Consider the following 22927-nt stretch of genomic DNA (forward strand, 5'->3'; position numbering starts at 1 on the left):
CGCCCCGCCTCCGCCGCCCGGCCCGGCGGCACCGCTGCCGCCCGGCACGAGCGACGGCGAGCGGCTCCTGCGGCAGGCCGCCGCGATCTTCGAGGACGCGGCCCGCTCGACGGCCGCGCTGCGGTCGAGCGTCGGGTACGCCGACGGCCGGCGCGACGCCGCGCTCGGCGAGATCGTCGCCGACCCCCGGCTGCGCGGCGGCGCGGCGCACCAGCAGGCGTCCGCCGCGGCGGAGCGCGAGCACGCGGACCTCGTCGGCCAGGCACGCGCTCGGCACGACGCCGACCTCCGGCAGCTCGCCGCCGAGCTCGCGGAGTTCGACACCCGGCTCCCCGCCGCGATGGCGCCGTGGACGTCGGCCGGGTGGCGCGGCTGGCGGCCCCCGTCGTCGCTCGCGCCCGCCGTGCGCGTCGGCGAGCTCCACGTCGAGGAGGCGCCGTGGCTCTCGTTCCCCATGCTGCTCGCGCTCCCGCTGATGCGGCCCCTGTGGGTCGACACCCGCACCGACCCGGGCGGCGCCGCCGTCCGCAAGGTCCGCGCGCTCGTCACGCGCCTGCTCGCGGCCTACCCGGCGGGCGGTCTCGAGGTGGTCGTCGTCGACCTCACCGGCGGCCTGGCACCCTCGCTCGCCGCGCTCGCCCAGCCGGGCAGCCGCGTCATGACGACGCCCGCCGCCACGTCCGTCGCGGCAGCGGGAGCGGTGCTCGACGCCCTCGTGCGCCGCGTCGACCTCGTGCAGATGGCCCGGTCCGCCGGCGCGATGGACGCGCTCGGGGGCGACGCCGCCGACCGGCTCCTCGTCCTGCACGACTTCCCGACGGCCCTCGACGACGCGGCGGTCGGCCGCCTGCGCTACCTCGTCGACGAGGGCCCGTCGGCCGGCGTCCAGGTGCTCCTCACCGGGGAGCACAGCCCCGTCCTCGACGGCAGCCCGCTCGTCACGACGCTGTTCCGCGAGTCGATGCGGCTCCCGCTCGAGCCGGACGACCACCTCGCCGACGGCTGGACGGGCACGCAGTGGCGGTACACCCCCGACCTCGGCCCGGACGACGCGGGCGTGCTCGACGGCGTCCTGCGCTCGGCGGCGGGCACCGGCTGGAGCTGACGGGGCCCGCCGTCCGTCCCGGTCGCCGTCGAGCGGGTCGGCACGGCACTCCACCTCGTCGCGCGGACGCCGACTCCGTGGCGGACCCGGGGCCGACGGGCGCCGGCTCCTCCATCCGGTGACGCTCGACGAGCTGCCCGACGGGCCGCGCGCCTGAACCCCGGCCCGCACACGAGCCCGCTCGAACCGGACGACCACCTCGCCTCGCCGCTCAGCCTGAGCGTGCGCGGGACGGCGGGCGGCCGCGGTGGCGGAGGATGACGGCATGGACGACGAAGCCCCGACACTCCGACGGATCCGCACCGACCTCGACGCGCTCGGGAGCACGCGGAGCCCGGAGGCGGAGGCGCTCCGCAGGGTCCTCGGGTGGGCCGAGCACGCCGAGTTCAAGGAGGGCGCCCCGTTCGAGGAGAGCCGTGTGCCGAGCCTCGTGCGGCTGGCCGTCGAGCGGTTCACGAACGAGGCGAGCACGTGCGCCGGCGGCGGTGACGCCGTGAAGGCGGCCGCCCACCGTCAGAGCGCGGCGGCCCTCGCGCCGTATCTCTGACGGCGTCCCGCAGGCGGCCGTGTCAGCCGGCCTGCGCGGCGATCGCGGCGTGCGGTCTGCCGTCCCCCTCGGCGGCCCGTTGCACCCGTTCGCGCTCGACCAGACCCGCGCGCGCGAGCCGGCGTGACATCTCCCCGACCGGCCACCGGTACGCGGTGGTCACCTTGTGCGCGAACGGCTCGACCTCGCCACCGTCGAAGAACCCGACGACGAGCACGCCGCCCGGCGCCAGGACCCGGCGGACGGCCGCGAGGGCGTCGTCCAGCTGCCCGGGCTCGAGGTGGATGAGGGAGTACCAGGCGAGCGCGCCCGCGACGGAGCCCGGGGCACGACCGACGTCGAGGTCGAGGATCGACCCGGGCTCGAACCGTGCCGTCGGGTGGTGCGCGCGTGCGTGCTGCAGGAACTCGGGCACGAGGTCGATCCCCGTGACGTCGGCGTGGGTGCGGCGGAGGTAGCCCGTGAGGTGGCCTGGGCCGCACCCCAGGTCGAGCACCGGGCCGGACACCGGGCGCAGGTGCCGGTCGAGGAACGCGAGGTCGTCCGGGTGCACGTGCTCGAGCGAGCCCACGGCGTCGATGTACCGCTGTGCGAGGAGCGAGTAGGCCTGCTGCACGGCACGGGGGGACGCCACGCGGAGCAGTATGGCGGCTCGGTCGGGCCTGTCACCGACGGCGTACCGGCCTCGCGCCGGAGGGCGTGGCCGCCGACGGACACCGCCACGGGCGGCCCTCTACCCGTGCTCCGGCCGTGTGCTCAGCGGTGCCCGCAGGTGCCGCTCCAGGAGCGGGCTGGGCAGGGGCACCGTGCTCCACGTCGCGGTGGCCGTCCCGGCGCCGGGGTCCACCACGACGCGCACCCGGTGCGGGGTCGTGACGACGCGCAGGTCGGCGACGAACGTGTCGCCGCGCCACCCGCCGGACGCGACGACGGGGCGGCCCAGCGGTGCGCTCTCGCGCCACTCGCCGTGGCCGACGTCGACCGGGAGCGACGGGCCGAGCCGCAGCAGCCAGCCACCGTCGGCGGTGTCCACGGTCACCCGCGTCCCGCCCGGCAGCGGTGAGTCCGCGCCGGCGCCGGCGAGCGTCCCCTCCCCGGAACGTCCCGGGTCGGCCGAGCCCTCGACCGGTGCGAGCGCCAGCCGGTCCAGCCGCTCCGCGAGGGCCGCGTCCTCCGCCGGGCTCGCCGCGCCGTCGTCCAGCCCCGGCAGCAGGCACTCCCAGAGGGCGTCGAGCACCACCTGCGCCTCCCCCTCGGCCGTGACCGCGACCACGAGGTCGTGCGACGGCACCACGACGCACTGCTGGCCGTAGGCACCGTGGCCGTGGAACCCGTGCCGGGACATCCAGATCTGGTAGCCGTAGCCGCACGCGAAGTCGGCGTCGTGCGACGCGTCGTCCTTGTACGGCACGGTGTCGACGTGGTGGCGGGTCGCGCGCTCGACCCAGTCCCGCGGCACGAGCTGCCGGTCGCCCCAGCGGCCGCCGCCCAGCAGCAGCTCGCCGAAGGCGGCGACCGCCTCTGTCGTGAGGTGCAGCCCGTGGAACCCGTAGACGGCGCCGCCGGCCACCCGGTCCCACTCGGCGTGCTCGACGCCCATCGGTGCGAACAGGCGCTCGTCGAGCATCTCGTCGAGACCCCGACCGGTGACCCGCTCGACCATCCGCGCGAGGACGAACGTCGTCGCGTTGTCGTACGCGTGCGGCGTGCCCTCGGTGTCGGCGTCCGGGAATGGGACCCGGAGGAAGCCCTTCACGAGGTCGCGGGGTTCGAGCGCCCACGCCTCGTCGAGGCTGTCGTCCCGGCGCCCGGTCGTCATCGTCAGCAGGTGGTGCACGGTGAGGCGGTGCGCCTGGTCCGGTGCGTCGGCCGGGACGTGGTCGGGCAGCACGTCCACGACCCGGTCGTCGAGCGCGAGCAGCCCGTCCGTGACCGCGAGCCCGACGGCGACCGCGGTGAACGTCTTGGTCAGCGAGTACAGCAGGTGCGGACGCTCCGCGGAGTACGGCGCCCACCAGCCCTCGGCGACGACGCGGCCGTGGCGCACGACGACGAGCGAGTGGCACTCGACGGGCGCCGCCTCCAGCCGGTCGAGCAGGGCGGTGAGCGCCCGGGACGAGACGCCCGCGGCGGCAGGTGTCGAGCGGGGCAGCAGCAGGCGTCCGGGAGGCACCCGGGGACCCTAGCCAGGCGCCCCCGGCGCTAGGAACGGGATAACGCTCAGGCGGCGCGCAGCACGAGCAGGAACTGCCCGCCGCCGGGCTCGACCTGCGTGGTGACCGCCAGGTCGGGGGCGAACCGCGACAGCCGGTCGACGAGCCACGCGGCGGCCTGGTCGGCGTCCGCCCGGCTCGGGCAGCGTGCCACGACCTCGCGCCCACCCTTGCGACCCAGGCGCTCGACGGTCGCGACGATCGGCGCGGGGTCGACGACGAACAGGTCGGGCGACCACGGCACCACCGGGGTGACCGCTCCCTTGCGGGTGTTGCAGGCCCGGTGCGCGAGCCGCTCCGTGCCCGCCGCGGCCTTCTTGGACTTCGCGACCCCGAGGTCGACGCTCGGGCCGAGGTCCGAGTTCACCGAGGCGTCCGGGTCGACGGGCTCGTCGCACAGCCAGCAGCGCCAGGAGTCACGGTCGCCGACGGCGGTGAGGTTGCTCATGCCCGAACGGTAGTGCGCTGGACGGGTCGTCGAGCCGGGTGCCCGGCCCGCACGGCCCTCCCGGCCGGAGGGCCGTGCACCTCGCGGCCGGGTGGCCGGTGCGGACGACGCGCGGACGAGCTGCCGACCGAACCGTTTCAACCCCCTGCTCAGACGCTTCTCCACCGGTGTAGATTCGCCGGACCCTGCGGGCCTCGACCCCGCGGAGACGGTCCGGCGCAACGCCGCCCGGACCCCTGCCAGAGGGAGCGACACGTGCGGAGAACCACCTCGTCCCGGGGCCTGAGGGTCCTCCTCGCCGCTGCGGCCGCCGCGCTCGCCGTCGCCGGGCTGACCGCGCCCGCCGCGGGCGTGCCCGGCGGTGCCCTGCCGGCGGCCGTCACCGGCGGCTGCGGCCGACCCGCCGCCCTCGCGACCGGCACCCACACCGTCACGAGCGGCGGGCAGTCCCGCACGTTCCGGCTCGACGTGCCCGCCGGGTACGACCCGGACCGCCCGTACCGCCTCGTCGTCGGCCTGCACTGGTGGCACGGCACCGCCGCCGACGTCGTGAACCAGGGCTTCTACGGGCTCAAGCCGCTCGCGGGCAGCAGCACGGTCTTCGTCGCACCGCAGGGCATCGACAACGCCTGGCCCAACACGGGCGGGCAGGACGTCGCGTTCGTCGACGAGGTGCTGCGCCGCGTCGAGGGCGCGCTGTGCATCGACACGACCCAGCGCTTCGCGACCGGCTTCAGCTACGGCGGCGGCATGAGCAACGCCCTGGCGTGCGCGCGGGCCGACGTCTTCCGCGCGGTCGCCGTGCTCAACGGCGCCCAGCTCTCCGGCTGCGCCGGCGGCACGCAGCCCATCGCGTACCTCGGCTCCCACGGCGTGGTGGACGACGTCCTGAACATCTCGCAGGGCCGCGCGCTGCGGGACCGAGCGCTGCGGAACAACGGCTGCCAGGCGCAGCAGGCGCCCGAGCCCGCGGCGGGCAGCGGGACGCACACCCGCACCGCCTACACGTGCCGCGACGGCTACCCGGTCGTCTGGCTCGCGTCCGACAGCGGCCACCAGTGGGACGCGCGCGACCGCGGGCAGCAGCAGTCGTGGGTGCCCGGAGAGATCTGGCGGTTCTTCACGTCCCTGCCGTCGACGACGACGACGACCCCGACGCCCACCCCGTCGGCCACGCCCACCCCCACGACGAGCCCGACGCCGACGGCGTCCCCCACGCCGACGCCCGAGCCGACGACCCCGGTCCCGGCCGGTGCCTGCACCGCGACGTACCGGACCGTGAACACCTGGGCCGGCGGCTTCCAGGGCGAGGTGACCGTCAGGGCCGGCTCCCCGTCGACCTCGTGGAGCGTGACCTGGCGCCCGTCCGGCGAGCGTGTGGACCAGGTGTGGAACGGCACGCTGACGACGCAGGGCGGCCAGGTCGTCGTGCGCAGCGCCGACTGGAACGGCCGCCTGCCCGCGGGCGGCAGCACCACGTTCGGCCTGCTCGGGAGCGGCGCGGCGCCGACTCCGGCGCTCACCTGCACGAGCTCCTGACGCCGGGCTCCTGACGGGCGGCTGCGCACCGGCGCGGCCGCCCGCCGGCCGGCCGGGTCCTCGGCGACGGGGCGTCAGCGGGCGGGACGCCAGCAGGCGGGGCGTCAGTACACGTAGCGGCTGACGGACTCGGGGTGGAGCACGAGCCGCACCTGGTCCCCGGCGAGGATCGCCGCGAGGTCCTGCGCGCGCACCGGGTCCGTCAGGTCCCAGTACCGAGCGGCGAGGCGCTCGGCCAGCTCGCGCGCCCCGTCGGCCTCGACGGTGACCCGGCCCGTCACCGACACCCAGTGCTCGCGCTCCCCGACGGGCGCGGCGACGACGATCGACGCGCGGGGGTCGCGCTGCAGCCGTCGGACCTTCACGGTGTCCGGACCGGTGAAGAGCTGGACGTCGCCGTCGTCCGTCACCTCGAACCAGACGGGTCGCGGCTGGGGCGGCACCGGGCCGTCGGCCACGGTGAGGATCCCGTGCAGGGGTCGGCGCAGCAGCTCGAGGTCGGCGGCGGTCAGGGACGGGTCGGTGGTCATGGCGTCTCCTCGGTCCAGGGGCGGCTCGCCTCGGGGTCAACGGTGTCCTGCCGGTCGTTCATCCCGCCGGTCGTTCGTCCCGCTGCCCGCGCCGGGTCAGGTCAGGCGCTGCTGCAGGTGCACCTCGACGAGCTCGCCGGCCTCGCTCTTGCCGATCGCGGCGCACAGCGCCTTGCGCACGGGCAGCCAGTGCGGTCCCGCGCCGGAGGGCATCAGCGTCGCGGCGAACGGGTGGCCGTCGAGCGTCCCGGTGACCTTGACCGCGCGGCGGGTGCCGAGCAGCTCGTCGGAGCCGTCGAGCTGGAGGTAGGTGGCGAAGGCGCCGTCCTTGCGGACGGCCGCGGTGAAGGTGGCGTCGAGGCTGGCGGGCGGCGGCGTCGGGGTCATGGACGGGTGGACCGGTTCCGGGCAGCGAACTCATCGGTGGCCGCGTCCGGCACACCGCGGGCGGGACCACGCGGCACGGCCGTCGCGGGGCACGGTCCGGACGGCCCCCGTCATCGCCGCCCGAGAGCCGATGACTTCCGGGTGGCGGAGCGGTCTACTGCTGAGACCCCGTACGCGCCGGAAGGACCGCCCGTGAGCTCCGAGGACCCCGCCGCACCGACCTCCACCGCCGACCCGTCGACCGCGATGCGCACGTTCGGCCACGTGCTCGTGAACACCGCGGTCGCGAACGTCACGACCAGCTACCTGTGGTGGGCGCTGACGTTCTGGTCCTATCTCGCGACGCGCTCGGTCCTCGCGACGGGCCTCATCGGCGGCGCGTACATGCTCTTCATCTCGTTCAGCAGCATCTTCTTCGGCGCCGTCGTCGACCACCGCCGCAAGCTCACCGTGATGCGGCTGTCCACGACGGCCACGCTCGTCGCGTTCGCCCTCGCCGGCGGGCTGTTCCTGGCGCTCGGGGAGGAGACCGTCGCCGACCTCGGTGCCCCGTGGTTCTGGGTGTTCTCGGTGATCATCCTCGCGGGCGCCGTCGTCGAGCACATGCGCAGCATCGCCCTGTCCACGGTCGTGACGATCCTCGTGCCCGACGAGCGCCGCGCGAACGCCAACGGCCTCGTCGGCACCGTGCAGGGCGCCGCGTTCATCGTCACCGCCGTCGTCTCCGGGCTGTCCGTCGGGTTCCTCGGCATGGGCTGGACGATCGTCGTCGCGCTCGGGCTGACCGCGGTCACGCTCGGGCACCTGATGACGATCAGCTTCCCCGAGGACCGGGTCGCGGCCGCCCCGGCGGAGAGCACGAGCGCCGCGATCGACCTGCGCGGCTCGATCGCGGTGATCCGCGCCGCCCAGGGCCTGTTCGCGCTGATCATCTTCTCGACGTTCAACAACCTCATCGGCGGCGTCTACATGTCGCTCATGGACCCGTACGGGCTCGAGCTGTTCTCGGTGCAGATGTGGGGCATCTTCTTCGGCATCGGCTCGACCGGCTTCATCGTCGGCGGGCTCGCGGTGGCGAGGTTCGGGCTCGGACGCAACCCGATGCGCACGATGCTGGTCCTCGTCGTCGCCATGGGCGTGCTCGGGGCGATGTTCACGATCCGCGAGTGGGCGTGGCTCTACATCGTCGGGATCTTCCTGTACCTGTGCCTGATCCCCGCGGTCGAGGCGGCCGAGCAGACGGTCATCCAGCGGGTCGTCCCGCTCGAGCGGCAGGGGCGGGTGTTCGGCTTCGCGATGGCGTTCGAGAGCGCGGCAGCGCCGATCACGGCCTTCGTCATCTCGCCGCTCGCGCAGTTCTGGATCATCCCCTGGTCACGGTCCGACGAGGGCGCCGAGGCCCTGGAGCCCCTGCTCGGCACGGGCGACGCGCGCGGCATCGCGCTGATCTTCCTGGTCAGCGGCCTGCTCATCGTCGGGGCGGCGCTCCTCGCGTTCCGCACGCCGGTGTACCGGGCGATCTCCCGGACGTACCTCGCGGCGGCGCCGTCGCCGGAGGAGGACGCCGCCGACAGCCACGCGCCGGACCGCGAGCGCAGCACCGCGGTCAGCGTGCCCGACGGCCCCACCCACTGAACCGAGGAGCACACCATGGGACTCATCCACCTCGAGCTGTTCGCCACGCTGGACCTCGTCGCACAGGCGCCCGGGGCCCCCGACGAGGACCCGATCGGGTTCCCCTTCGGCGGCTGGCAGGCCCCCCTGCTGGACGACGTGTCGGGCGCGCAGGTCGCCGCCGCCTACGAGGGCACGGACGCGCTGCTGCTCGGCCGGCGCACGTACGAGATCTTCGCCGCCTATTGGCCGCACCAGTCCGGCGGGCCCGACGACTCCATCGCGACGCTGTTCAACCGCGTCCCCAAGTACGTGGCGTCGCGCGGCAGGCCGGACCTGTCGTGGGCCGGGTCCAGCCAGCTCGGCCCCGACCTGGCGCAGGCGGTGCGGGAGGTCCGCGACCGGCACGAGAACGTGAAGGTCGTGGGGAGCCTCAACCTGGTGCAGACGCTCCTGCGCGAGCACCTGTTCGACCGCCTCGACCTCTGGGTGCACCCGATCCTCCTCGGCACCGGGAAGACGGTGTTCGCGGGCGGCGTCGTGCCCACGAACCTGGACCTGCTCGAGCCCCCGGTCGCCGGCCCGCGGGGCACCGTCCTCCTGCGCTACGGACGCGGGGAGGGCGCCCCCCGGACCGGGGACATGGGCGCTCCCGGTCGCGGCCTGGACTGAGCCGACGCCGACGACCGACGGGAGCAGGGACTGCCATGGCGTGCCGCATCGGTGAGCTCGTGCTGGGCTGCCGCGAGCCCGAGGTCCTCGCGCGGTTCTGGTGCGAGGTCCTCGACTTCGTGGTGCTCGACCGCGAGGACGACGGCTCGCTCGAGATCGGGCCGCGCGAGGGGTTCGGCGGCCCGCAGCCGACGATCGTCCTGACCCGCCGGGACGAGCCGGAGCCGGGGAGGTCGCGGCTGCACATCGACGTCAACGCCACGGACCGCGACCAGGACGCCGAGCTGGAACGGCTGCTGGCGCTCGGTGCGCGGCCGGCCGACGTCGGTCAGACGGGCGAGGAGTCCTGGCACGTGCTCGCCGACCCGGAGGGCAACGAGTTCTGCCTCCTCCGGGCGCGCCTGGACCCGCTGTGAGGCAGGCGGGACGTCGCTCAGGACACGTTTGACCCTCGACCAGGGCGAGGCGCCAGCGTGCCGCCATGACCGTCGTCGCGCCCGTGCGAGCGCTGCCCCTCCCCCGCCCCTACCTCGTGTGGCTCTCCGGGTTCGCGCTCGCGCGGCTCGGCGACACCGTCCTCGCCTTCGCGCTCGGGTGGGCGGCGGCCGGGCTCGGCGGGACGACGGCCGCGCTCGTCGTGACCGTCGGGGCGGCGCCGCGGCTCCTCCTGCTCGTGGTGGGCGGGGCGGTCGCGGACCGGTCCGGGGCGCGGCGCCTCCTGATCGCCGGCGAGGTGACGCTGCTCGCGCTGACCCTCGCGCTCGCGCCGGCCCTCGCACGGTTCGGGACGCCCGGCTGGCTGCTGGTCGGCGCGTCGCTCGCGCTCGGCACCGTCACCGCCGTCTGCCTCCCGGCGTCCGGCTCGATGCCGCGACGCCTCGTGCCGGACGACCAGCTCGCCCGGGCGCTCGCGGTGCGTCAGGGCGTCGGCCAGGTCGTGCTGATGACCGCCGCGCCGATGGGCGGCCTGCTCGTCGGCACGGTCGGCCTCCCTGCCGTCGCGTGGGGTGCGGCGGCGACGCTCGGGGTCTCGGTGGGCGTCCTGGTGGCGGTCCAGGAGTCGCCGGGTTCCGGGTCCGACGACGCCCGCTCGGGCGCGGCCCAGGCCGGTGCGGCGCGCGCCCGCGTGGACGGGGCCGGGGGTGCGGCTCCGGCCGGGGGAACGTCGCCGGACGCGCCGGCGAGCGGCTCTCCCGCGGCGGGTCGGTCGCGCACCCAGGGGCTCGATCTCGTCGGCGGGGTCCGCGTCGTCGGCCGGACACCCGGTCTCCGTGGGGCGCTCCTGCTCCTCGGCGCCGGGGCCGCGCTGCTGCTGCCCGTCCCGTCCGTGCTCGTCCCGCTCCTGGGCAGGGCGCACGGCTGGGGACCCGGCGCGACCGGCGGCGTCGCGGGCGCGCTGGGGCTCGGGGTGATCGGTGCGGCGCTGCTCGCAGCACGCCGTCGCGCACCGGGAGCCGCGGCGCAGGCCGGGACCGCAGGCGCGGCGGGCCCGACCCACCACCGCTCCGGGTCGCCCGCGCCCGGGCTCGCGGTGAGCGCCGGCGGGGCGCTCGTGCTCGCGGTCGGTCCAGCGCTGGGCGGCCCCGCCGCGGTCGTCGTCGCGGCCGGGGGCGCGCTCGTGCTCGGGTTCGGCAACGGCACCTTCGTCGCACGGCTGGCGCCCGTCGTCCTGGGCAGCGCCCCACGGACGCACCTCAGCCGGGTGCAGGCGCTCGCGGGCCTCGTCCAGCTCGCGCCCGTGCTCGTGACGACCGCGGTGCTCGGTGCGCTCGCCGAGCGCACGTCGGCCGGCTGGGCCCTCGCGTCCACTGCCGCGGGCCTCGCGGCGTGCGCGGTCGGAGCCTGGCGTCGGGCCGCACGCGCCGCACCCGCTCCGGTTCCGGCTTGACCCTCGTGCGGGTCGAGGGCCCACAGTGAGCGCGTGCACGACGACCTGCTCAGCATCGGCGCCCTCGCGCGCGCCGGCGGCGTGCCCGTGACCGCGCTGCGCTTCTACGACACGGCCGGCGTCCTCCGTCCGGCGCACGTGGACCCCGCAACCGGCTACCGCTGGTACACGTCGGCGCAGGTCAGCACGGCCCGCCTGGTGGCGAGCCTGCGCCAGGCCGGGATGCCGGTGGCGGACCTGGCGGAGGTCCTCACCGCGCCCGGCCAGGCGCACGCCGTGCTCGCGCGGCACCGTCGCCGGCTCGAGGAGGACCTGCTCGCGGCCCGCACCCACCTCGACGCCGCTGCGCGGCTCCTCGCCGAGCCCGCACGCGGCACGGTCGACACCGCGGACCTCGTCGCCGCGGTCGGAGCCGTCCGGCACGCGGTGGGCGCGCACCCGACGTGGCCCGGCCTGGCCGGTGTCCTGCTCCTCCTCGCGGGAAGCACGCTCCGCCTCGTCGGCTGCGACGGCTCCCGCCTGGCCGTCGCGACGGTGCCCGTGCGGCACCCCTCAGGCCCCCGGGCTCGGGTCGTCGCCCCGCTCGCCGTGCTCGAGGGGATCGCCGCGGCGGCGGCTCCCGGCTCGGGTCCGGTGGTCGTCGGGACCGGGGTCCTCGAGGTCCTGGGCGTCTCGGGCGAGCCGCTCGACGCGCCGTACCCGGACGAGGAGCGGCTCGTGCGGTCGGGCGGCGCGCCGGGCGTGACCGTCGCCTCGGACGAGCTCGTCGAGGCGGCGACGCAGGCGGACGACGTCGTCGTCGTGCAGCTCGACGGTGACCGGGTGTCGCTCACGCCGCCCGGCGCGCGGGACACGCTCGGCTTCTCCCGGACCTTCCTGCTCGACGCCGTCCGGGCGGCGCGCGCCGAGCACGTCGCCCTGGCGCTCGACGAGCGGTCCGCGCTGCGCGTCTCCCCGGCCGACCGCCCGGACGACCTGGGCCTGGTCATGCCGATCCGGCTCCGGCGCTGAGCGTCACCGGGCGGTCTCGCCGCGGGCCGGAGAGGGCTCACTGCCAGACGGGCGGCGCCACCTCCTGGTCGGCGGGGAGCTGCGGGACCGCGGGCCCGGCGGCGGCGAGGTCGCGCACGTTCTTCTGCACGGCGACCACGGAGAACATGGCCATCGTGTACGCGAGGCCGTAGAAGCCCTTCTCGGACAGCTCGAGCGCCGCGTTGCTCAGGCCCGTGACCATGAGCACGAGCGAGACGACGACCATGCTCCACGACAGTCCGAGGAAGATCGACGTCACGGGGACGCCCTCGGCGCGGTCGCGGACGGACTTCTGGAGCGCGATCGCGGAGAACAGGCCGAGCAGGAGCAGCGTCCCGTAGAACCCCTTCTCCGACAGCTCCATCGTCGCGTTCCACAGGCCGACCCCGAAGGCGGTGAGGGCGATGGCCAGCGCCACCCAGGACGCACCGACGAACGCGGCGGTCGGTCGGGCGGGCAGGGGGTGCTGCGACATGGGGCGCTCCGGAGGTCGGGCTGCCGGCATCGTGCCGGCCGCGCCCACGATGGTGGAGGTGCAGGACGACCCGCCGCAAGCACCTCTCACGACAACCACCCGCTGAGCCGTCGGTCCCGCGGTGCGACACCGGCGCGCGCCCGGCGTCCGGCCGCCCGGCACACGCGCGCGCCGGGCCTCCGTGCGGGGGCGGCCGGGCTCAGTCCTCGATGACGTCGAGCCCCTGCTCGCGCAGCCGCGCGAGGCTGTCGAGCATGCCCTGGAGGACCTCGGGCGCGTGCCCCTCCCAGTCCTCGAGCTCGGCGACCACGCGGAGCGGGTGGCGGGTCCGGTACGACTGCGTGGGGTTGCCGGGGAACCGCTTGTCCGTGACGTTCGGGTCGTCCTCGAACGGGCCGAGGGGTTCGACGACGTACACGTGGCCGCGCCCGGCGCCCGCCGGCTCACCGCTCCCGCCAGGGCCGCTGCCGGGCTCGCCGCCGGGCTCGCCGCTGCCCGGCCCGACGGCGCCCGGGCCGCCGCCGCCCGCGAGCGCCGACGCGAGCTCGGCACCCCACACCGCGGTCTCGACGAGCGCGCTGAAGTAGATGTTCCGGGACACCCGACCCCGCTGGAAGTTCGAGCCGTGGCCCGGGACGAGCTCGGCACCGATCGTGAGCGCCGATCGTGTGCCATGGAAGAAGGGTCCCGTGACGTGGTCGCAGCGGTCGTAGGTGACCGGCGTCCGGGTGGCGGGCTGCTCGCTCATGGGTGTCCTCCTGGATCGCACGCGCTGTCGCCGGGTCTGGCGGCCGGCCGTGCCGGCGCCCGCCCCTCGTGCACCGGCCGTCGACGCGTGCCGTCCGTCCGGGCCCGGGTCCCGCCGGGCGTGTCCGCTACGGTCGCACACCGAGACCGCCGAGCCCCGCGAGGAGTGGACCGATGACGCGCCTGCCGGCCTACGACCTGGTCCTCGTGACGGACGACGCGTCGGGCGCGCACCCGGCCGCCCCGGCCCTCTGGGCGCGCTGGGCGGGGGCGGAGGGCCCGGCGATCGACCCGGCGACGTGGCCGCGGTCCCCGCGCACCGGGCAGCCCCTGGTGCACGACGCCACCGTCGCCCTGCCGGAGCCCTACCGCCGCACGCACCCCGACCTCGTCGCCGTCGCCCTCGTCGACTGGTCGGACGAGGTCGGCTTCCTGCCTGCACCCCCGCACGCCCGCACCTCGCAGCGGCGCTGGGCGGTGACCGGTCCGGGACCGAGCACCCCGACGACCCGTTCTGGGCCGACGTCGACGCCGCCCGGCCCCACCTCGCTGCGCTGAGCCGCCGATCATCACCGGATCGTCACCGGCCGGGACACCGCGGGGAGCCCGCGGCTGGAAGGGTGCTGCCATGACCCACGACCCCGTCCGCGCGTCGCTGCACGACGAGCTCCGCTGGATCCGCGCGTCCCTGCTCGGCACGCTCGAGGGGCTCTCGGAGCACGACGTCCGCCGTCCCCTGACCGAGACCGGCACGAACCTGCTCGGGCTCGTCAAGCACCTCGCGCTCACGGAGGCCCGGTACCTCGGGGAGGTCGTCGGCCGGCCCTTCCCCGAGCCGCTCCCCCGGTGGGACGACTCCCCGGCCAACCGCGCGCACTTCTGGGTGACCGAGCACGAGACCCGCGCGGACGTCCTCGACCGCTACGCCCGGGCCTGCCGGCACGCGGACGCGACGATCGACGCGCTGCCGCTCGACGCCCCCGGGCACGTCCCGTGGTGGCCGCGCCCCGACGTGCGGCTCGTCGACGTGGTGGTGCACGTGCTGGTCGAGACGAGCCGCCACACGGGCCACGCCGACATCCTCCGCGAAGGGCTCGACGGCGTCGTCGGGACCGGGTCCGCCGCGGGCAGCCCGGTGGACGACGCCGCGCGGGAGGCCCGGGCGCGCTACCGGGCGCAGGTCGAGGCCGCCGCGCGGGCCGCCGCCGGGACGGCGTGACACCGGCCCCACCCGGGTGCGCGCCGGCGGGCGGTGGCACGATCGACGCATGGAGCTGACCGAGTTTCTCGACCACGTCGGGCGCCGGGCGACCATCGAGGGCGGGTCGGAGGCGCACCGGTTCATGCACCGCGCGGCGCAGGACGCGCTGCGCGTCACCGCGGAGCTCAACACCGGCTACCGGACGCCCGAGGAGGTGCGGGCGCTGCTCGCGCAGCTCACCGGCAGGCCCGTCGCGGAGTCGGTCGCGCTCTTCCCGCCGTTCTCGTGCGAGTTCGGCAAGAACCTCGTTCTCGGCGCGGACGTCTTCATCAACATGGGCTGCCGCTTCCAGGACGCCGGCGGCATCACCCTCGGGGACGGCACGCTCGTCGGGCACGGCAGCACGATCGTGACGCTGAACCACGCGGTCGACCCGGACCGGCGTGCCGACATGGAGCCCGCGCCCGTCGTGATCGGCCGCAAGGTGTGGCTCGGGGCGGGCGTCACGGTCGTCCCGGGCGTGACGATCGGCGACGGTGCGGTCGTCGGTGCCGGGGCGGTCGTGACCAGGGACGTTCCGGCGGACACGGTCGTCGCCGGGGTGCCGGCGCGGGTGATCCGCGAGACGGGGTTCACCGCCTGACGGTGCGGCGGCGTGCCCCTACGCCGACCGCACGTGTGCGAGCACCGTCGCGACGACCTCGTCGAGCGGCCGCACCGAGTCGACCCGCAGCGGCGCGTCGGCCCACGGCGCGAGCTCCGCGCGGACCCGCTGCACCGACTCCCACGTCGGCTCCGCGAAGCCCTCGATGTCGCGACGGCGCCCCTCGAGGCGCTGCCGGTGCAGCGCGGTGTCGGAGCAGCCGACCTCGACGAAGTGCAGCGGCACGCCCGTGGTCCGGGCGAGCTCCCGCCACTGCCCGCGCGCCTCCTCGACGGCGTTGACCGCGTCCACGACGACGGTGCGGCCCAGCGCCAGCTGGTGCCGGGCGACCGCCCCGACGACGACGTACGCGGCGATGCCGGTGGGCTGGTCGCGGCCGACCCCCGCCCGCCACATCGCGGCCTCGACCGGGTCGACGGACAGCACGGTCGCGTCGAGCGCGCGGCCGACCGCGTCGGCGACGGCGCTCTTGCCCGCGCCCGGGAGCCCTGCCATGGCGATCAGCACCCGGCCACCCTGCCACCACGCTGCCGTGACGGACGTATCTGAGCGGGTCCGGCGCTGTCCTCCGTGCGGACGAGTGCCCGACGGGCCGGCGCCGCCGCCGGTCGTCGCGTCCCGAGCGAGGAGGACAGCCATGCCGTACGAGGGCGACGGTCGCCTGCCGATCATCTACGTCCGAGGCTTCGCCGGGGGCGGTGCCGGCATCGACACCGCGGTCGACGACCCGTTCTACGGCTTCAACGAGGGGTCGGTGCAGGTCCGGGTCGACGGCGCCGACCGCCCCGCGTTCCACCAGTTCGAGAGCCCGCTGCTGCGGCTCATGACCGACCACGGGTACCGCCTGCTCGTGCACGGCAACCAGGAGGCGTACCTGCGGCAGCAGCCGGCGGGCGCCGTGCTGTCCGCGACGGTGTGGGTGCACCGCTTCTACGACGAGTTCGCCTCGACGCTGACGCACGACCCCGCGGGCTTCTCGCTCGAGCGCGCCGCGCAGAGCCTGCTCGACCTCGTGCTGCTCGTGCGCCGGACGACCGGCGCCCCGCGGGTGTTCCTCGTCGCGCACTCGATGGGCGGTCTGATCGTGCGCTCGCTGCTGCAGCGCGTGGTCCCCGACGACGAGCGGTTCGGCGGCACGCTCGACGCGGCGACGGCCCTCGTCGACCGCGTGTTCACGTACGCGAGCCCGCACGGCGGCATCGAGTTCGTCGGCTTCGGGCTGCTCGAGAAGGTCCGCGACCTCACGGGGGTGCTCGGCGCCGACATCTTCGGGCCCGACCGGATGTTCGAGTACCTGACGCCGGCCCGCGTGCCCGGCGCCGCCGACCGCGACGGGTTCCGGCCGGCCGCGATCCCCGACGGCGGGTTCCCCGTCGACCGGCTGTTCTGCCTCGTCGGCACCAACTCCGCGGACTACACCACGGCGCTGGGGCTCTCGACCCGCGCCGTCGGGCCGCGCAGCGACGGGCTCGTGCAGGTCGACAACGCGTACGTCGAGGGCGCCCCGCGCTCGCTCGTGCACCGCAGCCACAGCGGCCGGTACGGGATCGTCAACTCCGAGGAGGGCTACCAGAACCTGCGGCGGTTCCTGTTCGGCGACCTGGCCGTGACCGCGCGCCTCGTCGGCCTCCGCCTGCCGGGCAACGACACGGACGACACGTCGTGGCAGCTCGAGACGGCGCTCTCGATCCGCGGGCTGCCCGTGGTGCTGCACCAGCAGAGCGCCGCCCACCTGTGCCCCGTCCAGGTCGAGCGGCGCACGGCGCGCGACGGCGTCGACACCCCCGTCCCACTGGTCACGACGTTCCTGTCGAGCACCGCGACCCGCCCCACCGACGAGCGCACCGGGGACACGGTCACGGCGATGCGGCACGTCCTGCGCCTGCGGCTCGTGTCGCTGCGCGAGCGCGACGGGCTGCTGTCGTTCCTGGACCACCTCGAGCAGGCGGCCGACTGGTCGGACACGCTCGTCGTCGACATCGGCCCCGACGCCGGCGGGCGCTACGGGACGTGGGCGACGTGGAGCTCGCAGATCCCGGGCGCGCTTCGCGACTGGGACCCCACCGCCTCGGACCCGCTGACCGACCTCGACGAGCGGCCGGGGAGCTGGCGGGTGCGGGTGCCGGTGCCCGCGGGCTCGCGCGAGCTGCTCGGGCCGGACGCGGCGGTCGAGATCGTGGTCGCACCGCGGTCGACGCTCGACCGGGCGCCGGCGGGCGCGAGGGCGGTCGCGACGGCGGGGTGATCGAGGCGGGGTCAGGGCACGTCGCCCGACGCACCGCGGTCGGCAGCGTGGTGCGCCGCTCCTCGGCGCACTACGTCCTCGTGATGAGAACAGCCCACTCCGAGGGTCCGTCGCTGGGCCGTGTCACCGTGAAGGTGGCGGAGTCGTGGTCGAGGACCAGGGCATCGATCCGGTGCGCCTGGCCGTCGCGGTCGAGGAGGACGTCGGTGCCCGCGAGGTTCATGCCGAGGGTGCCCCCTCCGGTGCACGCCGTGTACGCGCCGTAGGTCGAGCCGCCGGTGAAGCCGCCCAGGCGCACGGTGGACGGCTGCGCCCCGTCACCGGCACCTCCCCCGTGCGGTGCGTACCCTGCCGCGGTGGCTGCGTCGGACGTGACGTCACTGATCCGGTCGAGGGCGTCGGGGGACGGGCCCGGGTCTTCGGCAGGCCCGATCGAGCACGAGGCGACGGCCAGCATCGCGAGCGGCACCACCAGCCACCGACTCCTGCCCGGGCTCTTCGACATGACGTCAACCTAGCCCGCGGGAGGCGGCCTCGATGCTGTCGAGGTCCCGGACGGCGAAGCGGTGGTGCTCCCACTCCTCCTCAAGGATCGTGTGCAGGCACGAGAGGGTCGTCTCCGGGTGCTCGGGCGACCACGGGTTCGCGCGCGGCACCGCGAGGTCGTCCGCAGTGACCCCTCCGAGGTGGTCGCGCACCGTCGCGACGCGGTCCGCGCGCGCCTCGAGCACCTCGGCGTACGTCGGCGTGGCGGTCGTGAGCACGGACAGGTCGAGGCCCGACGAGGCGGCGCCCGAGTCCACCAGACCCAGCGGGTGGAACGGCTGCTCGACGCCGAGCACCGCCCGGCGGAGCCACACGTCGGTCGCGAGGACCAGGTGCCGCAGCGTCTGCGCGAACGACCACTCGCCGTCGACCTGCACGTCGGTCGTGCCGTCCGGCATCCCGGCGACGCGCTCCAGCGTCGCCGCCCACGTGCGCTCGAGCGCCGCCCAGGCCGCCCGGAGGCCGTCGGGGTCCCGGGCGTACCGCTGGCTGCGGCCCGGGAACCGGCGGTCGAGCTCCGCCTCGACGAACGGCGTCACGTCGACCCCGTTGACGAGGAGGCCGCCATCGCCGTCGGCGAGCCAGGGTGCGTCGATCTCGAGCCCCCGCACCTCGACGCCGCGCATGACGACACCGGTGAGGTCGGACTCGACGAACCGTGCGCCGCGCAGGACCGCGCCCTCGAACCTCGTGCCGCTCAGGTCTCCGGACCGGGTCGTGGTCTCCACGCCGCCTCCTCGCTCGGGGAGCTCCGGTCTACCGCCGGCCGCCCACATCGACAAGGCCCGCCGCGCTAGCGTGCGTCGTCGTGCGCACGCTGAGCTGGGACGGGTACCGCAACGTCCGCGACCTGGGCGGGCTGCCCACCCCCCTGGCGCCGAGCGGCACGACGCTCCGCGGGCGGGTCGCGCGCGGGCCGCGGCGCGAGTGGCTCACCGCGACCGGGCGCGCCCACGCGCTGCGCTGGGGGGTGCGGACGGTCGTGGACCTGCGCAACGCCGACGAGCACGGTCCCCGGCCGGGCGACCCGGAGGTGGCGGCGCTGGCGTGGGACGGCGTGACGGTGGTGCACGCGCCGACCGAGGAGCTGGGGCACGAGGAGTTCTGGGCCGTGTGCGAGCCGATCCTCGACTCCCCGGAGTACTGGCGGCACAACGTGCGCCTGCTCCCGGCGAACGTCCGCCGCGCGCTGGTCGCGGTCGCCGACGCCGAGCCCGGCGTCCTCGTGCACTGCAGCGCCGGGCGCGACCGCACCGGGATGGTCGTCGCGCTCGTGCTCGCGCACGCCGGCGTCCCGCCCGAGGACGTCGCGACCGACTGGGCGGAGTCGGTGCGCGCGATGGCCGGCGGCGGGCACCGGCCCGAGGACCGGCAGTCGACGTGGGACGCGCAGCAGGTCGAGCGGTTCCTCGCCGAGTCCCTGCCCGTCGTCGAGGACGTCACCGGCGACGTCGCGCGCGTGCTCGACGACGTGGGCCTGGACGACGGGAGCCGCGAGCGGCTGCGCGCGCAGCTGGTCGGCTGACGCACCCGGGCACCGCCGCGGCACGGCCCGGGACGTGGTGCGATCGACCCATGCAGCCCGACCCGAGCACCCCGCACGGCCCGAGCACTCCGCACGGCGTGAGCACTCCGGACGGCCCGACGACCCGCCTCGTCGAGAGCACCGGCGCCCCCGGCCGGACCGTCGCCCTGACGTTCGACGACGGCCCGGACCCCGTGAGCACCCCGGCGCTGCTCGACGTGCTCGCCCGGCACGGTGTCCGTGCGGTGTTCTGCCTGTGGGGCGACCACGTCCGCGAGCACCCCGGGCTGGTCCGCCGGGTCGTCGCCGAGGGGCACGTGCTCGGCAACCACTCGACGCACCACGACGACCTGAGCGCGTGGCACCCGGACCGGGTCCGGGACGACCTGCTCGAGACCGCCGCCGCGATCGAGGCAGCCGCGCCGGGGACGCCCGTCCCGTACTTCCGCGCACCGTTCGGCGCGTGGGGCGCGACCCCCGGCGTGGCCGTCGGGCTCGGGATGCAGCCGCTCGGCTGGAGCCTCGCGGTCGGCGACTGGGACCCGCCGCCGCCCGCCGACGAGCTCCTGCGCCGGCTCGAGGACGGCGTGACCCCCGGTGGCGTCGTGCTGCTGCACGACGGCGGCGGGGACCGCAGCGCGACCGTCGAGGCGGTGGACCGCCTGGTCCCGCGGCTGCTGGGCCGCGGGTGGACCTTCACGCTGCCCGCGCGGCGGGGCTGACCTCGCCCGCTCTCTCGGGTCCGCTCGCTCGGGTCCGCTCGCCCGGTCCGCTCGCTCGGTCCGCTCAGTCGGTCCGCTCGCCCGGTCCGCTCGCTCGGTCCGCTCGGTCGGGTCCGCTCAGTCGGTCGGCTCGACGGCCGACGGGTCCTCCACGAGCTCGCCGGGCACCGGCGCGCCGCCGTCCTCGGCGGACCCGGCGTCCTCGTCCGGCGCGTCGCCCGAGCCCTCGGTCCCGGCGCCACCCTCCAGCACCTCGGGGGTGACCTCCTGCTCGAGGGTCGGGTATCCGTAGCCGCCGTCCTGCTCGCCGGTGCCCGGGTCCTGCGGTGCGTCGCTCATGGTCGTCCTCCCTGCCGTGCCCGGACCGTCGCGGACCAGGTCGTTCCCATCGTCGGCGCCCGCGCCGTGCTGTGCCATCCGGACGGCGGGCGGGCCGTGGGAGGTGCGCCGGGCACGTGCCGGAGACAGCTGCTGGTGATGGGCTCCGCCGCACGCGCCGCACGCCCCGCTTCCCTCACCCGCCGCCCGGCACCACGAGCCCCGACTCGTACGCGAGCACCACGAGCTGCCCCCGGTCGCGCGCGTGCAGCTTCGTCATCGCGCGGTTGACGTGCGTCTTCGCGGTCAGCGGGCTGATGACCATGCGGGCCGCGACCTCGTCGTTCGACAGCCCGTGCGCGACGAGCGCGACGGCCTCCCGCTCCCGGTCGGTCAGCGAGGTCAGCGCCGACGCCCCTGCGGAGGTCCGGCCGGGCGCCGGCCCGTGCACGTACCGGTCGATCAGCCGGCGCGTGATGGCCGGGGCCAGCAGGGCGTCGCCGCGGGCCGCGACACGGACCGCGTGCAGCAGGTCCTCGGGGACGACGTCCTTGACGAGGAACCCGGCGGCCCCGGCGCGCAGCGCGTCGAGCACGTACTCGTCGAACCCGTAGCTCGTGAGGATCACGACGTGCACGCCCGCGAGCGCCGGGTCCGCCGCGATGCGCCGGGTCGCCTCGATCCCGTCGACCCCCGGCATCTGGATGTCGACGAGCGCGACGTCCGGGAGGTGCTCGCGGGCCAGGGCCACCGCCTGCGCACCGTCACCCGCCTCGGCGACGACCTCGAGGTCGTCCTCCAGGTCGAGCAGCGCGCGGAAGGCGCTGCGCAGGAGCGGCTGGTCGTCGACGAGCAGGACGCGGATCACGGCGCGGCGCCCGATCACGGCGCGTCCACGGGCAGCTCGACCCGCACCCGGAAGCCGCCCTCGGTGCGCGGCAGCGCGCGCAGCCGGCCACCGAGCGCACCGACCCGCTCCTGCATCCCGAGCAGCCCGACGCCCGGCACCGGGGCGGCGCCGGGGTGCGCCCGGCCGTCGTCGTCGACCTGGATCGCGACCCGGTCGGGGCGGAGCTCGAGCAGCACCGTCGCCGTCGTCGCACCCGCGTGCCGCGCGACGTTCGTGAGCGACTCCTGGACGACCCGGTAGGCGGTCCGGCCGACCGCCGCGGGGACGTGGCGCCCGTCGCCGTCGATCGTCAGCGTCGCGTCGAGCCCGATGCCGCGGGCCCGGTCGACGAGCTCGGCGACGTGGTCGAGGCCGCGCGGCGGGGCGGTGTCGTCGTCGCGCAGGGCCGACAGGGTCGCGCGGAGCTCGCGGGACGCCTCGCGGCCCGCCTGCTGGATCGCGAGGAGCGCGTCCGGCACCTCCTCGCCGCGCCGCCGGGCGACGTGCACCGCGACGTCGGCCTGCACCGTGACGATCGCGATCTGGTGCGTGAGCGAGTCGTGCAGCTCGCGCGCGATCCGGACCCGCTCCTCGTCGGCCCGGCGCCGCGCGACCTCCTCACGGGTGCGCTCGGCGTCGTCCGCGCGGCGCTCGGCCTGGCGCAGCGCCTCCCCCGCGGCGGCGGCCGCGACGAGCCACGCGAGCTCCAGGGCGTCCCGTCCCTGGGCGAGCGCCGCACTTAGGTCGTCCCCGGACAGGAGCCCGACGAGCGGCAGCGCCGCGAGCATGCCGACGCTCGCGGCCACCGTCACGGCGCGGTGCCCGGCCCGCACGGCGGCGTACACCGCGAACAGGAACGCGACCGCGGGCACGTCGTAGCCGGCGGCCTGGTACCCGACGGCGCACAGCCCCGTGAGCACGAGGACCACGACCGGGGCACGGCGGCCGCCCGCGAGCGCGAGCCCGCCCGCGGCGAGCAGCACGGCGCCGAGCACGCCGAGGCCGCCGCCCGGTTGCTCCCCCGACAGCCCTGTGACGACGAGCGCCGCGGCCACGCCGACCGCGACGACCCCGTCACGGACGCGCGGCGGGACGCCGAACGGTCCTGCGCTCATGCGGGCACCGTAGCCCCGCGGCTGCGGCGGGCGGGACCCTCCCCGGGTGGAGGGCCGGCTGCTGCGGACGCGGTAGCCGGGCGCCTCCTGCTGCGCCCGCGGCAGGGCGGTACGGCGGGGACGGCAGCCCGGAGTGCCTGCCGCTGCACGACGACGCGCCGTGCTCGCCGGGCGGACGCTGGCGTCGACCCCGGGAACCGGGGCGCACCGAGCGCACGAAGGAGAGCGACATGAGCACACGCACACCGAGGACGCCGGCCGGGCACACCCTGACCGTGGCCGCCGCCTCGACCACCGCGGTCCTCACCGGGTGGGCGCTCGCCGCACCGGCATCGGCGCACGCCGTGGCCGCCTCGACCCCCGTGTACGGCATGACCTCCGGGCGGCTGGCGTCGACGAGCGTGGCGGTCCTCGCGCTGGTCGCCACGGTCGTCGGCGGGCTCGCCCTCGCCCGTGCCCGGCGGAGCGGCGCCCCGGGCTCCGCACCCCGCGGGCGGGGCGGCGT

At 76.3% G+C, this 22927-nt stretch carries 28 protein-coding genes; 15 read left to right on the forward strand and 13 right to left on the reverse strand.

Annotation, left to right across the window (positions count from 1 at the left end; translation table 11 throughout):
• Positions 1-1105 (forward strand): stress protein (locus AB6N24_RS16915; RefSeq protein WP_412870555.1); only part of this gene is annotated, 1105 nt, incomplete at its 5' end.
• A 265-nt stretch (positions 1106-1370) separates the two neighbouring features.
• Positions 1371-1652: a hypothetical protein gene (locus AB6N24_RS16920; protein ID WP_412870556.1), complete on the forward strand. Its 282-nt coding sequence runs from the start codon at positions 1371-1373 to the stop codon at positions 1650-1652.
• Positions 1653-1674: 22 nt separating this feature from the next.
• On the opposite strand, the gene AB6N24_RS16925 is transcribed toward AB6N24_RS16920, so the two are convergent.
• The 3 genes from AB6N24_RS16925 to AB6N24_RS16935 form a co-directional block, all read right to left on the reverse strand.
• On the reverse strand, positions 1675-2286 hold the full coding sequence (locus AB6N24_RS16925; RefSeq protein ID WP_412870557.1) for a class I SAM-dependent methyltransferase: 612 nt from the start codon (positions 2284-2286) through the stop codon (positions 1675-1677).
• A 99-nt stretch (positions 2287-2385) separates the two neighbouring features.
• Entirely contained in the window at positions 2386-3825 is a 1440-nt protein-coding gene (locus tag AB6N24_RS16930) for a serine hydrolase domain-containing protein (protein ID WP_412870558.1), read from the reverse strand.
• A 47-nt stretch (positions 3826-3872) separates the two neighbouring features.
• Entirely contained in the window at positions 3873-4313 is a 441-nt protein-coding gene (locus AB6N24_RS16935; RefSeq protein ID WP_412870559.1) for a hypothetical protein, read from the reverse strand.
• Positions 4314-4568: 255 nt separating this feature from the next.
• On the opposite strand from AB6N24_RS16935, the gene AB6N24_RS16940 reads away from it, so the two are divergent.
• Positions 4569-5852 (forward strand): CE1 family esterase, encoded by a 1284-nt coding sequence (locus AB6N24_RS16940; protein WP_412870560.1) that lies wholly within the window; start codon positions 4569-4571, stop codon positions 5850-5852.
• A 104-nt stretch (positions 5853-5956) separates the two neighbouring features.
• Here the strand turns inward: AB6N24_RS16940 and AB6N24_RS16945 are convergent, their stop codons facing one another.
• Both AB6N24_RS16945 and AB6N24_RS16950 read right to left on the reverse strand, forming a co-directional pair.
• A complete protein-coding gene (locus tag AB6N24_RS16945; RefSeq protein WP_412870561.1) occupies positions 5957-6382 on the reverse strand; it encodes a pyridoxamine 5'-phosphate oxidase family protein in 426 nt (141 codons plus the stop codon).
• 96 nt (positions 6383-6478) lie between these two features.
• A complete protein-coding gene (locus tag AB6N24_RS16950) occupies positions 6479-6769 on the reverse strand; it encodes a DUF1905 domain-containing protein (RefSeq protein ID WP_412870562.1) in 291 nt (96 codons plus the stop codon).
• Between the two features lie 246 nt (positions 6770-7015).
• On the opposite strand from AB6N24_RS16950, the gene AB6N24_RS16955 reads away from it, so the two are divergent.
• The 5 genes from AB6N24_RS16955 to AB6N24_RS16975 all read left to right on the forward strand — a co-directional run bounded on the left by AB6N24_RS16955 (position 7016) and on the right by AB6N24_RS16975 (position 11954).
• The gene (locus tag AB6N24_RS16955) at positions 7016-8404 is read left to right on the forward strand and encodes an MFS transporter (RefSeq protein WP_412870581.1); all 1389 of its coding nucleotides are present in this window, start codon (positions 7016-7018) and stop codon (positions 8402-8404) included.
• Between the two features lie 15 nt (positions 8405-8419).
• Positions 8420-9055 carry a dihydrofolate reductase family protein gene (locus AB6N24_RS16960; protein ID WP_412870563.1) on the forward strand — a complete coding sequence of 212 codons (636 nt, stop codon included), beginning with the start codon at positions 8420-8422 and terminating at the stop codon, positions 9053-9055.
• A 35-nt stretch (positions 9056-9090) separates the two neighbouring features.
• Positions 9091-9471, forward strand: coding sequence for a VOC family protein (locus AB6N24_RS16965; RefSeq protein ID WP_412870564.1), 381 nt, complete (start codon positions 9091-9093; stop codon positions 9469-9471).
• A 65-nt stretch (positions 9472-9536) separates the two neighbouring features.
• Positions 9537-10943 (forward strand): MFS transporter, encoded by a 1407-nt coding sequence (locus tag AB6N24_RS16970; RefSeq protein WP_412870565.1) that lies wholly within the window; start codon positions 9537-9539, stop codon positions 10941-10943.
• A gap of 33 nt (positions 10944-10976) precedes the next feature.
• Complete coding sequence (locus AB6N24_RS16975; protein ID WP_412870566.1) at positions 10977-11954, forward strand: MerR family transcriptional regulator; 978 nt, start codon at positions 10977-10979, stop codon at positions 11952-11954.
• Positions 11955-11991: 37 nt separating this feature from the next.
• On the opposite strand, the gene yiaA is transcribed toward AB6N24_RS16975, so the two are convergent.
• Complete coding sequence (gene yiaA / locus AB6N24_RS16980) at positions 11992-12450, reverse strand: inner membrane protein YiaA (protein ID WP_412870567.1); 459 nt, start codon at positions 12448-12450, stop codon at positions 11992-11994.
• Between the two features lie 199 nt (positions 12451-12649).
• Positions 12650-13198: an NAD(+)--rifampin ADP-ribosyltransferase gene (locus AB6N24_RS16985; protein ID WP_412870568.1), complete on the reverse strand. Its 549-nt coding sequence runs from the start codon at positions 13196-13198 to the stop codon at positions 12650-12652.
• A 173-nt stretch (positions 13199-13371) separates the two neighbouring features.
• Between AB6N24_RS16985 and AB6N24_RS16990 the strand changes: the two genes are divergently transcribed.
• From AB6N24_RS16990 to AB6N24_RS17000, 3 genes are all read left to right on the forward strand, one after another.
• Positions 13372-13755: a hypothetical protein gene (locus AB6N24_RS16990; protein WP_412870569.1), complete on the forward strand. Its 384-nt coding sequence runs from the start codon at positions 13372-13374 to the stop codon at positions 13753-13755.
• Positions 13756-13825: 70 nt separating this feature from the next.
• Complete coding sequence (locus AB6N24_RS16995; protein ID WP_412870570.1) at positions 13826-14416, forward strand: DinB family protein; 591 nt, start codon at positions 13826-13828, stop codon at positions 14414-14416.
• 49 nt (positions 14417-14465) lie between these two features.
• Positions 14466-15041 carry a DapH/DapD/GlmU-related protein gene (locus AB6N24_RS17000; RefSeq protein ID WP_412870571.1) on the forward strand — a complete coding sequence of 192 codons (576 nt, stop codon included), beginning with the start codon at positions 14466-14468 and terminating at the stop codon, positions 15039-15041.
• A gap of 18 nt (positions 15042-15059) precedes the next feature.
• Here AB6N24_RS17000 and AB6N24_RS17005 read toward each other — a convergent pair whose 3' ends face one another.
• Entirely contained in the window at positions 15060-15569 is a 510-nt protein-coding gene (locus tag AB6N24_RS17005) for a P-loop nucleotide/nucleoside kinase family protein (RefSeq protein WP_412870572.1), read from the reverse strand.
• A gap of 130 nt (positions 15570-15699) precedes the next feature.
• Here AB6N24_RS17005 and AB6N24_RS17010 point away from each other — a divergent pair, with 130 nt between their 5' ends.
• Entirely contained in the window at positions 15700-17307 is a 1608-nt protein-coding gene (locus tag AB6N24_RS17010) for an esterase/lipase family protein (protein ID WP_412870573.1), read from the forward strand.
• A 70-nt stretch (positions 17308-17377) separates the two neighbouring features.
• Here the strand turns inward: AB6N24_RS17010 and AB6N24_RS17015 are convergent, their stop codons facing one another.
• Complete coding sequence (locus AB6N24_RS17015; RefSeq protein WP_412870574.1) at positions 17378-17812, reverse strand: hypothetical protein; 435 nt, start codon at positions 17810-17812, stop codon at positions 17378-17380.
• Between the two features lie 4 nt (positions 17813-17816).
• Positions 17817-18581 (reverse strand): DinB family protein, encoded by a 765-nt coding sequence (locus tag AB6N24_RS17020; protein WP_412870575.1) that lies wholly within the window; start codon positions 18579-18581, stop codon positions 17817-17819.
• Between the two features lie 80 nt (positions 18582-18661).
• Here AB6N24_RS17020 and AB6N24_RS17025 point away from each other — a divergent pair, with 80 nt between their 5' ends.
• Positions 18662-19378 carry a tyrosine-protein phosphatase gene (locus AB6N24_RS17025; protein WP_412870576.1) on the forward strand — a complete coding sequence of 239 codons (717 nt, stop codon included), beginning with the start codon at positions 18662-18664 and terminating at the stop codon, positions 19376-19378.
• A gap of 98 nt (positions 19379-19476) precedes the next feature.
• Positions 19477-20100: a polysaccharide deacetylase family protein gene (locus AB6N24_RS17030; protein WP_412870577.1), complete on the forward strand. Its 624-nt coding sequence runs from the start codon at positions 19477-19479 to the stop codon at positions 20098-20100.
• Positions 20101-20217: 117 nt separating this feature from the next.
• Here AB6N24_RS17030 and AB6N24_RS17035 read toward each other — a convergent pair whose 3' ends face one another.
• The 3 genes from AB6N24_RS17035 to AB6N24_RS17045 form a co-directional block, all read right to left on the reverse strand.
• A complete protein-coding gene (locus tag AB6N24_RS17035) occupies positions 20218-20439 on the reverse strand; it encodes a hypothetical protein (protein WP_412870578.1) in 222 nt (73 codons plus the stop codon).
• A 175-nt stretch (positions 20440-20614) separates the two neighbouring features.
• Positions 20615-21286, reverse strand: a complete 672-nt coding sequence (locus tag AB6N24_RS17040; protein WP_412870582.1) for a response regulator — start codon at positions 21284-21286, stop codon at positions 20615-20617.
• A 14-nt stretch (positions 21287-21300) separates the two neighbouring features.
• Positions 21301-22422, reverse strand: coding sequence for a sensor histidine kinase (locus AB6N24_RS17045; protein ID WP_412870579.1), 1122 nt, complete (start codon positions 22420-22422; stop codon positions 21301-21303).
• Positions 22423-22652: 230 nt separating this feature from the next.
• Between AB6N24_RS17045 and AB6N24_RS17050 the strand changes: the two genes are divergently transcribed.
• The coding region (locus AB6N24_RS17050; protein ID WP_412870580.1) for a hypothetical protein at positions 22653-22927 on the forward strand (275 nt) is incomplete at its 3' end.

It is taken from the genome of Cellulomonas jepli (assembly GCF_047229345.1).
Classification (GTDB): domain Bacteria; phylum Actinomycetota; class Actinomycetes; order Actinomycetales; family Cellulomonadaceae; genus Cellulomonas_A.

Coding starts and splice junctions, on each gene's coding strand:
- AB6N24_RS17000 (WP_412870571.1), top strand. CDS start 14,466: ATGGAGCTGACCGAGTTTCTCGACCACGTCGGGCGCCGGGCGACCATC.
- yiaA (WP_412870567.1), bottom strand. CDS start 12,450: ATGTCGCAGCACCCCCTGCCCGCCCGACCGACCGCCGCGTTCGTCGGT.
- AB6N24_RS16970 (WP_412870565.1), top strand. CDS start 9,537: ATGACCGTCGTCGCGCCCGTGCGAGCGCTGCCCCTCCCCCGCCCCTAC.
- AB6N24_RS16990 (WP_412870569.1), top strand. CDS start 13,372: ATGACGCGCCTGCCGGCCTACGACCTGGTCCTCGTGACGGACGACGCG.
- AB6N24_RS16945 (WP_412870561.1), bottom strand. CDS start 6,382: ATGACCACCGACCCGTCCCTGACCGCCGCCGACCTCGAGCTGCTGCGC.
- AB6N24_RS16965 (WP_412870564.1), top strand. CDS start 9,091: ATGGCGTGCCGCATCGGTGAGCTCGTGCTGGGCTGCCGCGAGCCCGAG.
- AB6N24_RS16960 (WP_412870563.1), top strand. CDS start 8,420: ATGGGACTCATCCACCTCGAGCTGTTCGCCACGCTGGACCTCGTCGCA.
- AB6N24_RS17010 (WP_412870573.1), top strand. CDS start 15,700: ATGCCGTACGAGGGCGACGGTCGCCTGCCGATCATCTACGTCCGAGGC.
- AB6N24_RS17045 (WP_412870579.1), bottom strand. CDS start 22,422: ATGAGCGCAGGACCGTTCGGCGTCCCGCCGCGCGTCCGTGACGGGGTC.
- AB6N24_RS17015 (WP_412870574.1), bottom strand. CDS start 17,812: ATGTCGAAGAGCCCGGGCAGGAGTCGGTGGCTGGTGGTGCCGCTCGCG.
- AB6N24_RS16935 (WP_412870559.1), bottom strand. CDS start 4,313: ATGAGCAACCTCACCGCCGTCGGCGACCGTGACTCCTGGCGCTGCTGG.
- AB6N24_RS17035 (WP_412870578.1), bottom strand. CDS start 20,439: ATGAGCGACGCACCGCAGGACCCGGGCACCGGCGAGCAGGACGGCGGC.
- AB6N24_RS16950 (WP_412870562.1), bottom strand. CDS start 6,769: ATGACCCCGACGCCGCCGCCCGCCAGCCTCGACGCCACCTTCACCGCG.
- AB6N24_RS16920 (WP_412870556.1), top strand. CDS start 1,371: ATGGACGACGAAGCCCCGACACTCCGACGGATCCGCACCGACCTCGAC.
- AB6N24_RS16955 (WP_412870581.1), top strand. CDS start 7,016: ATGCGCACGTTCGGCCACGTGCTCGTGAACACCGCGGTCGCGAACGTC.
- AB6N24_RS16995 (WP_412870570.1), top strand. CDS start 13,826: ATGACCCACGACCCCGTCCGCGCGTCGCTGCACGACGAGCTCCGCTGG.
- AB6N24_RS16985 (WP_412870568.1), bottom strand. CDS start 13,198: ATGAGCGAGCAGCCCGCCACCCGGACGCCGGTCACCTACGACCGCTGC.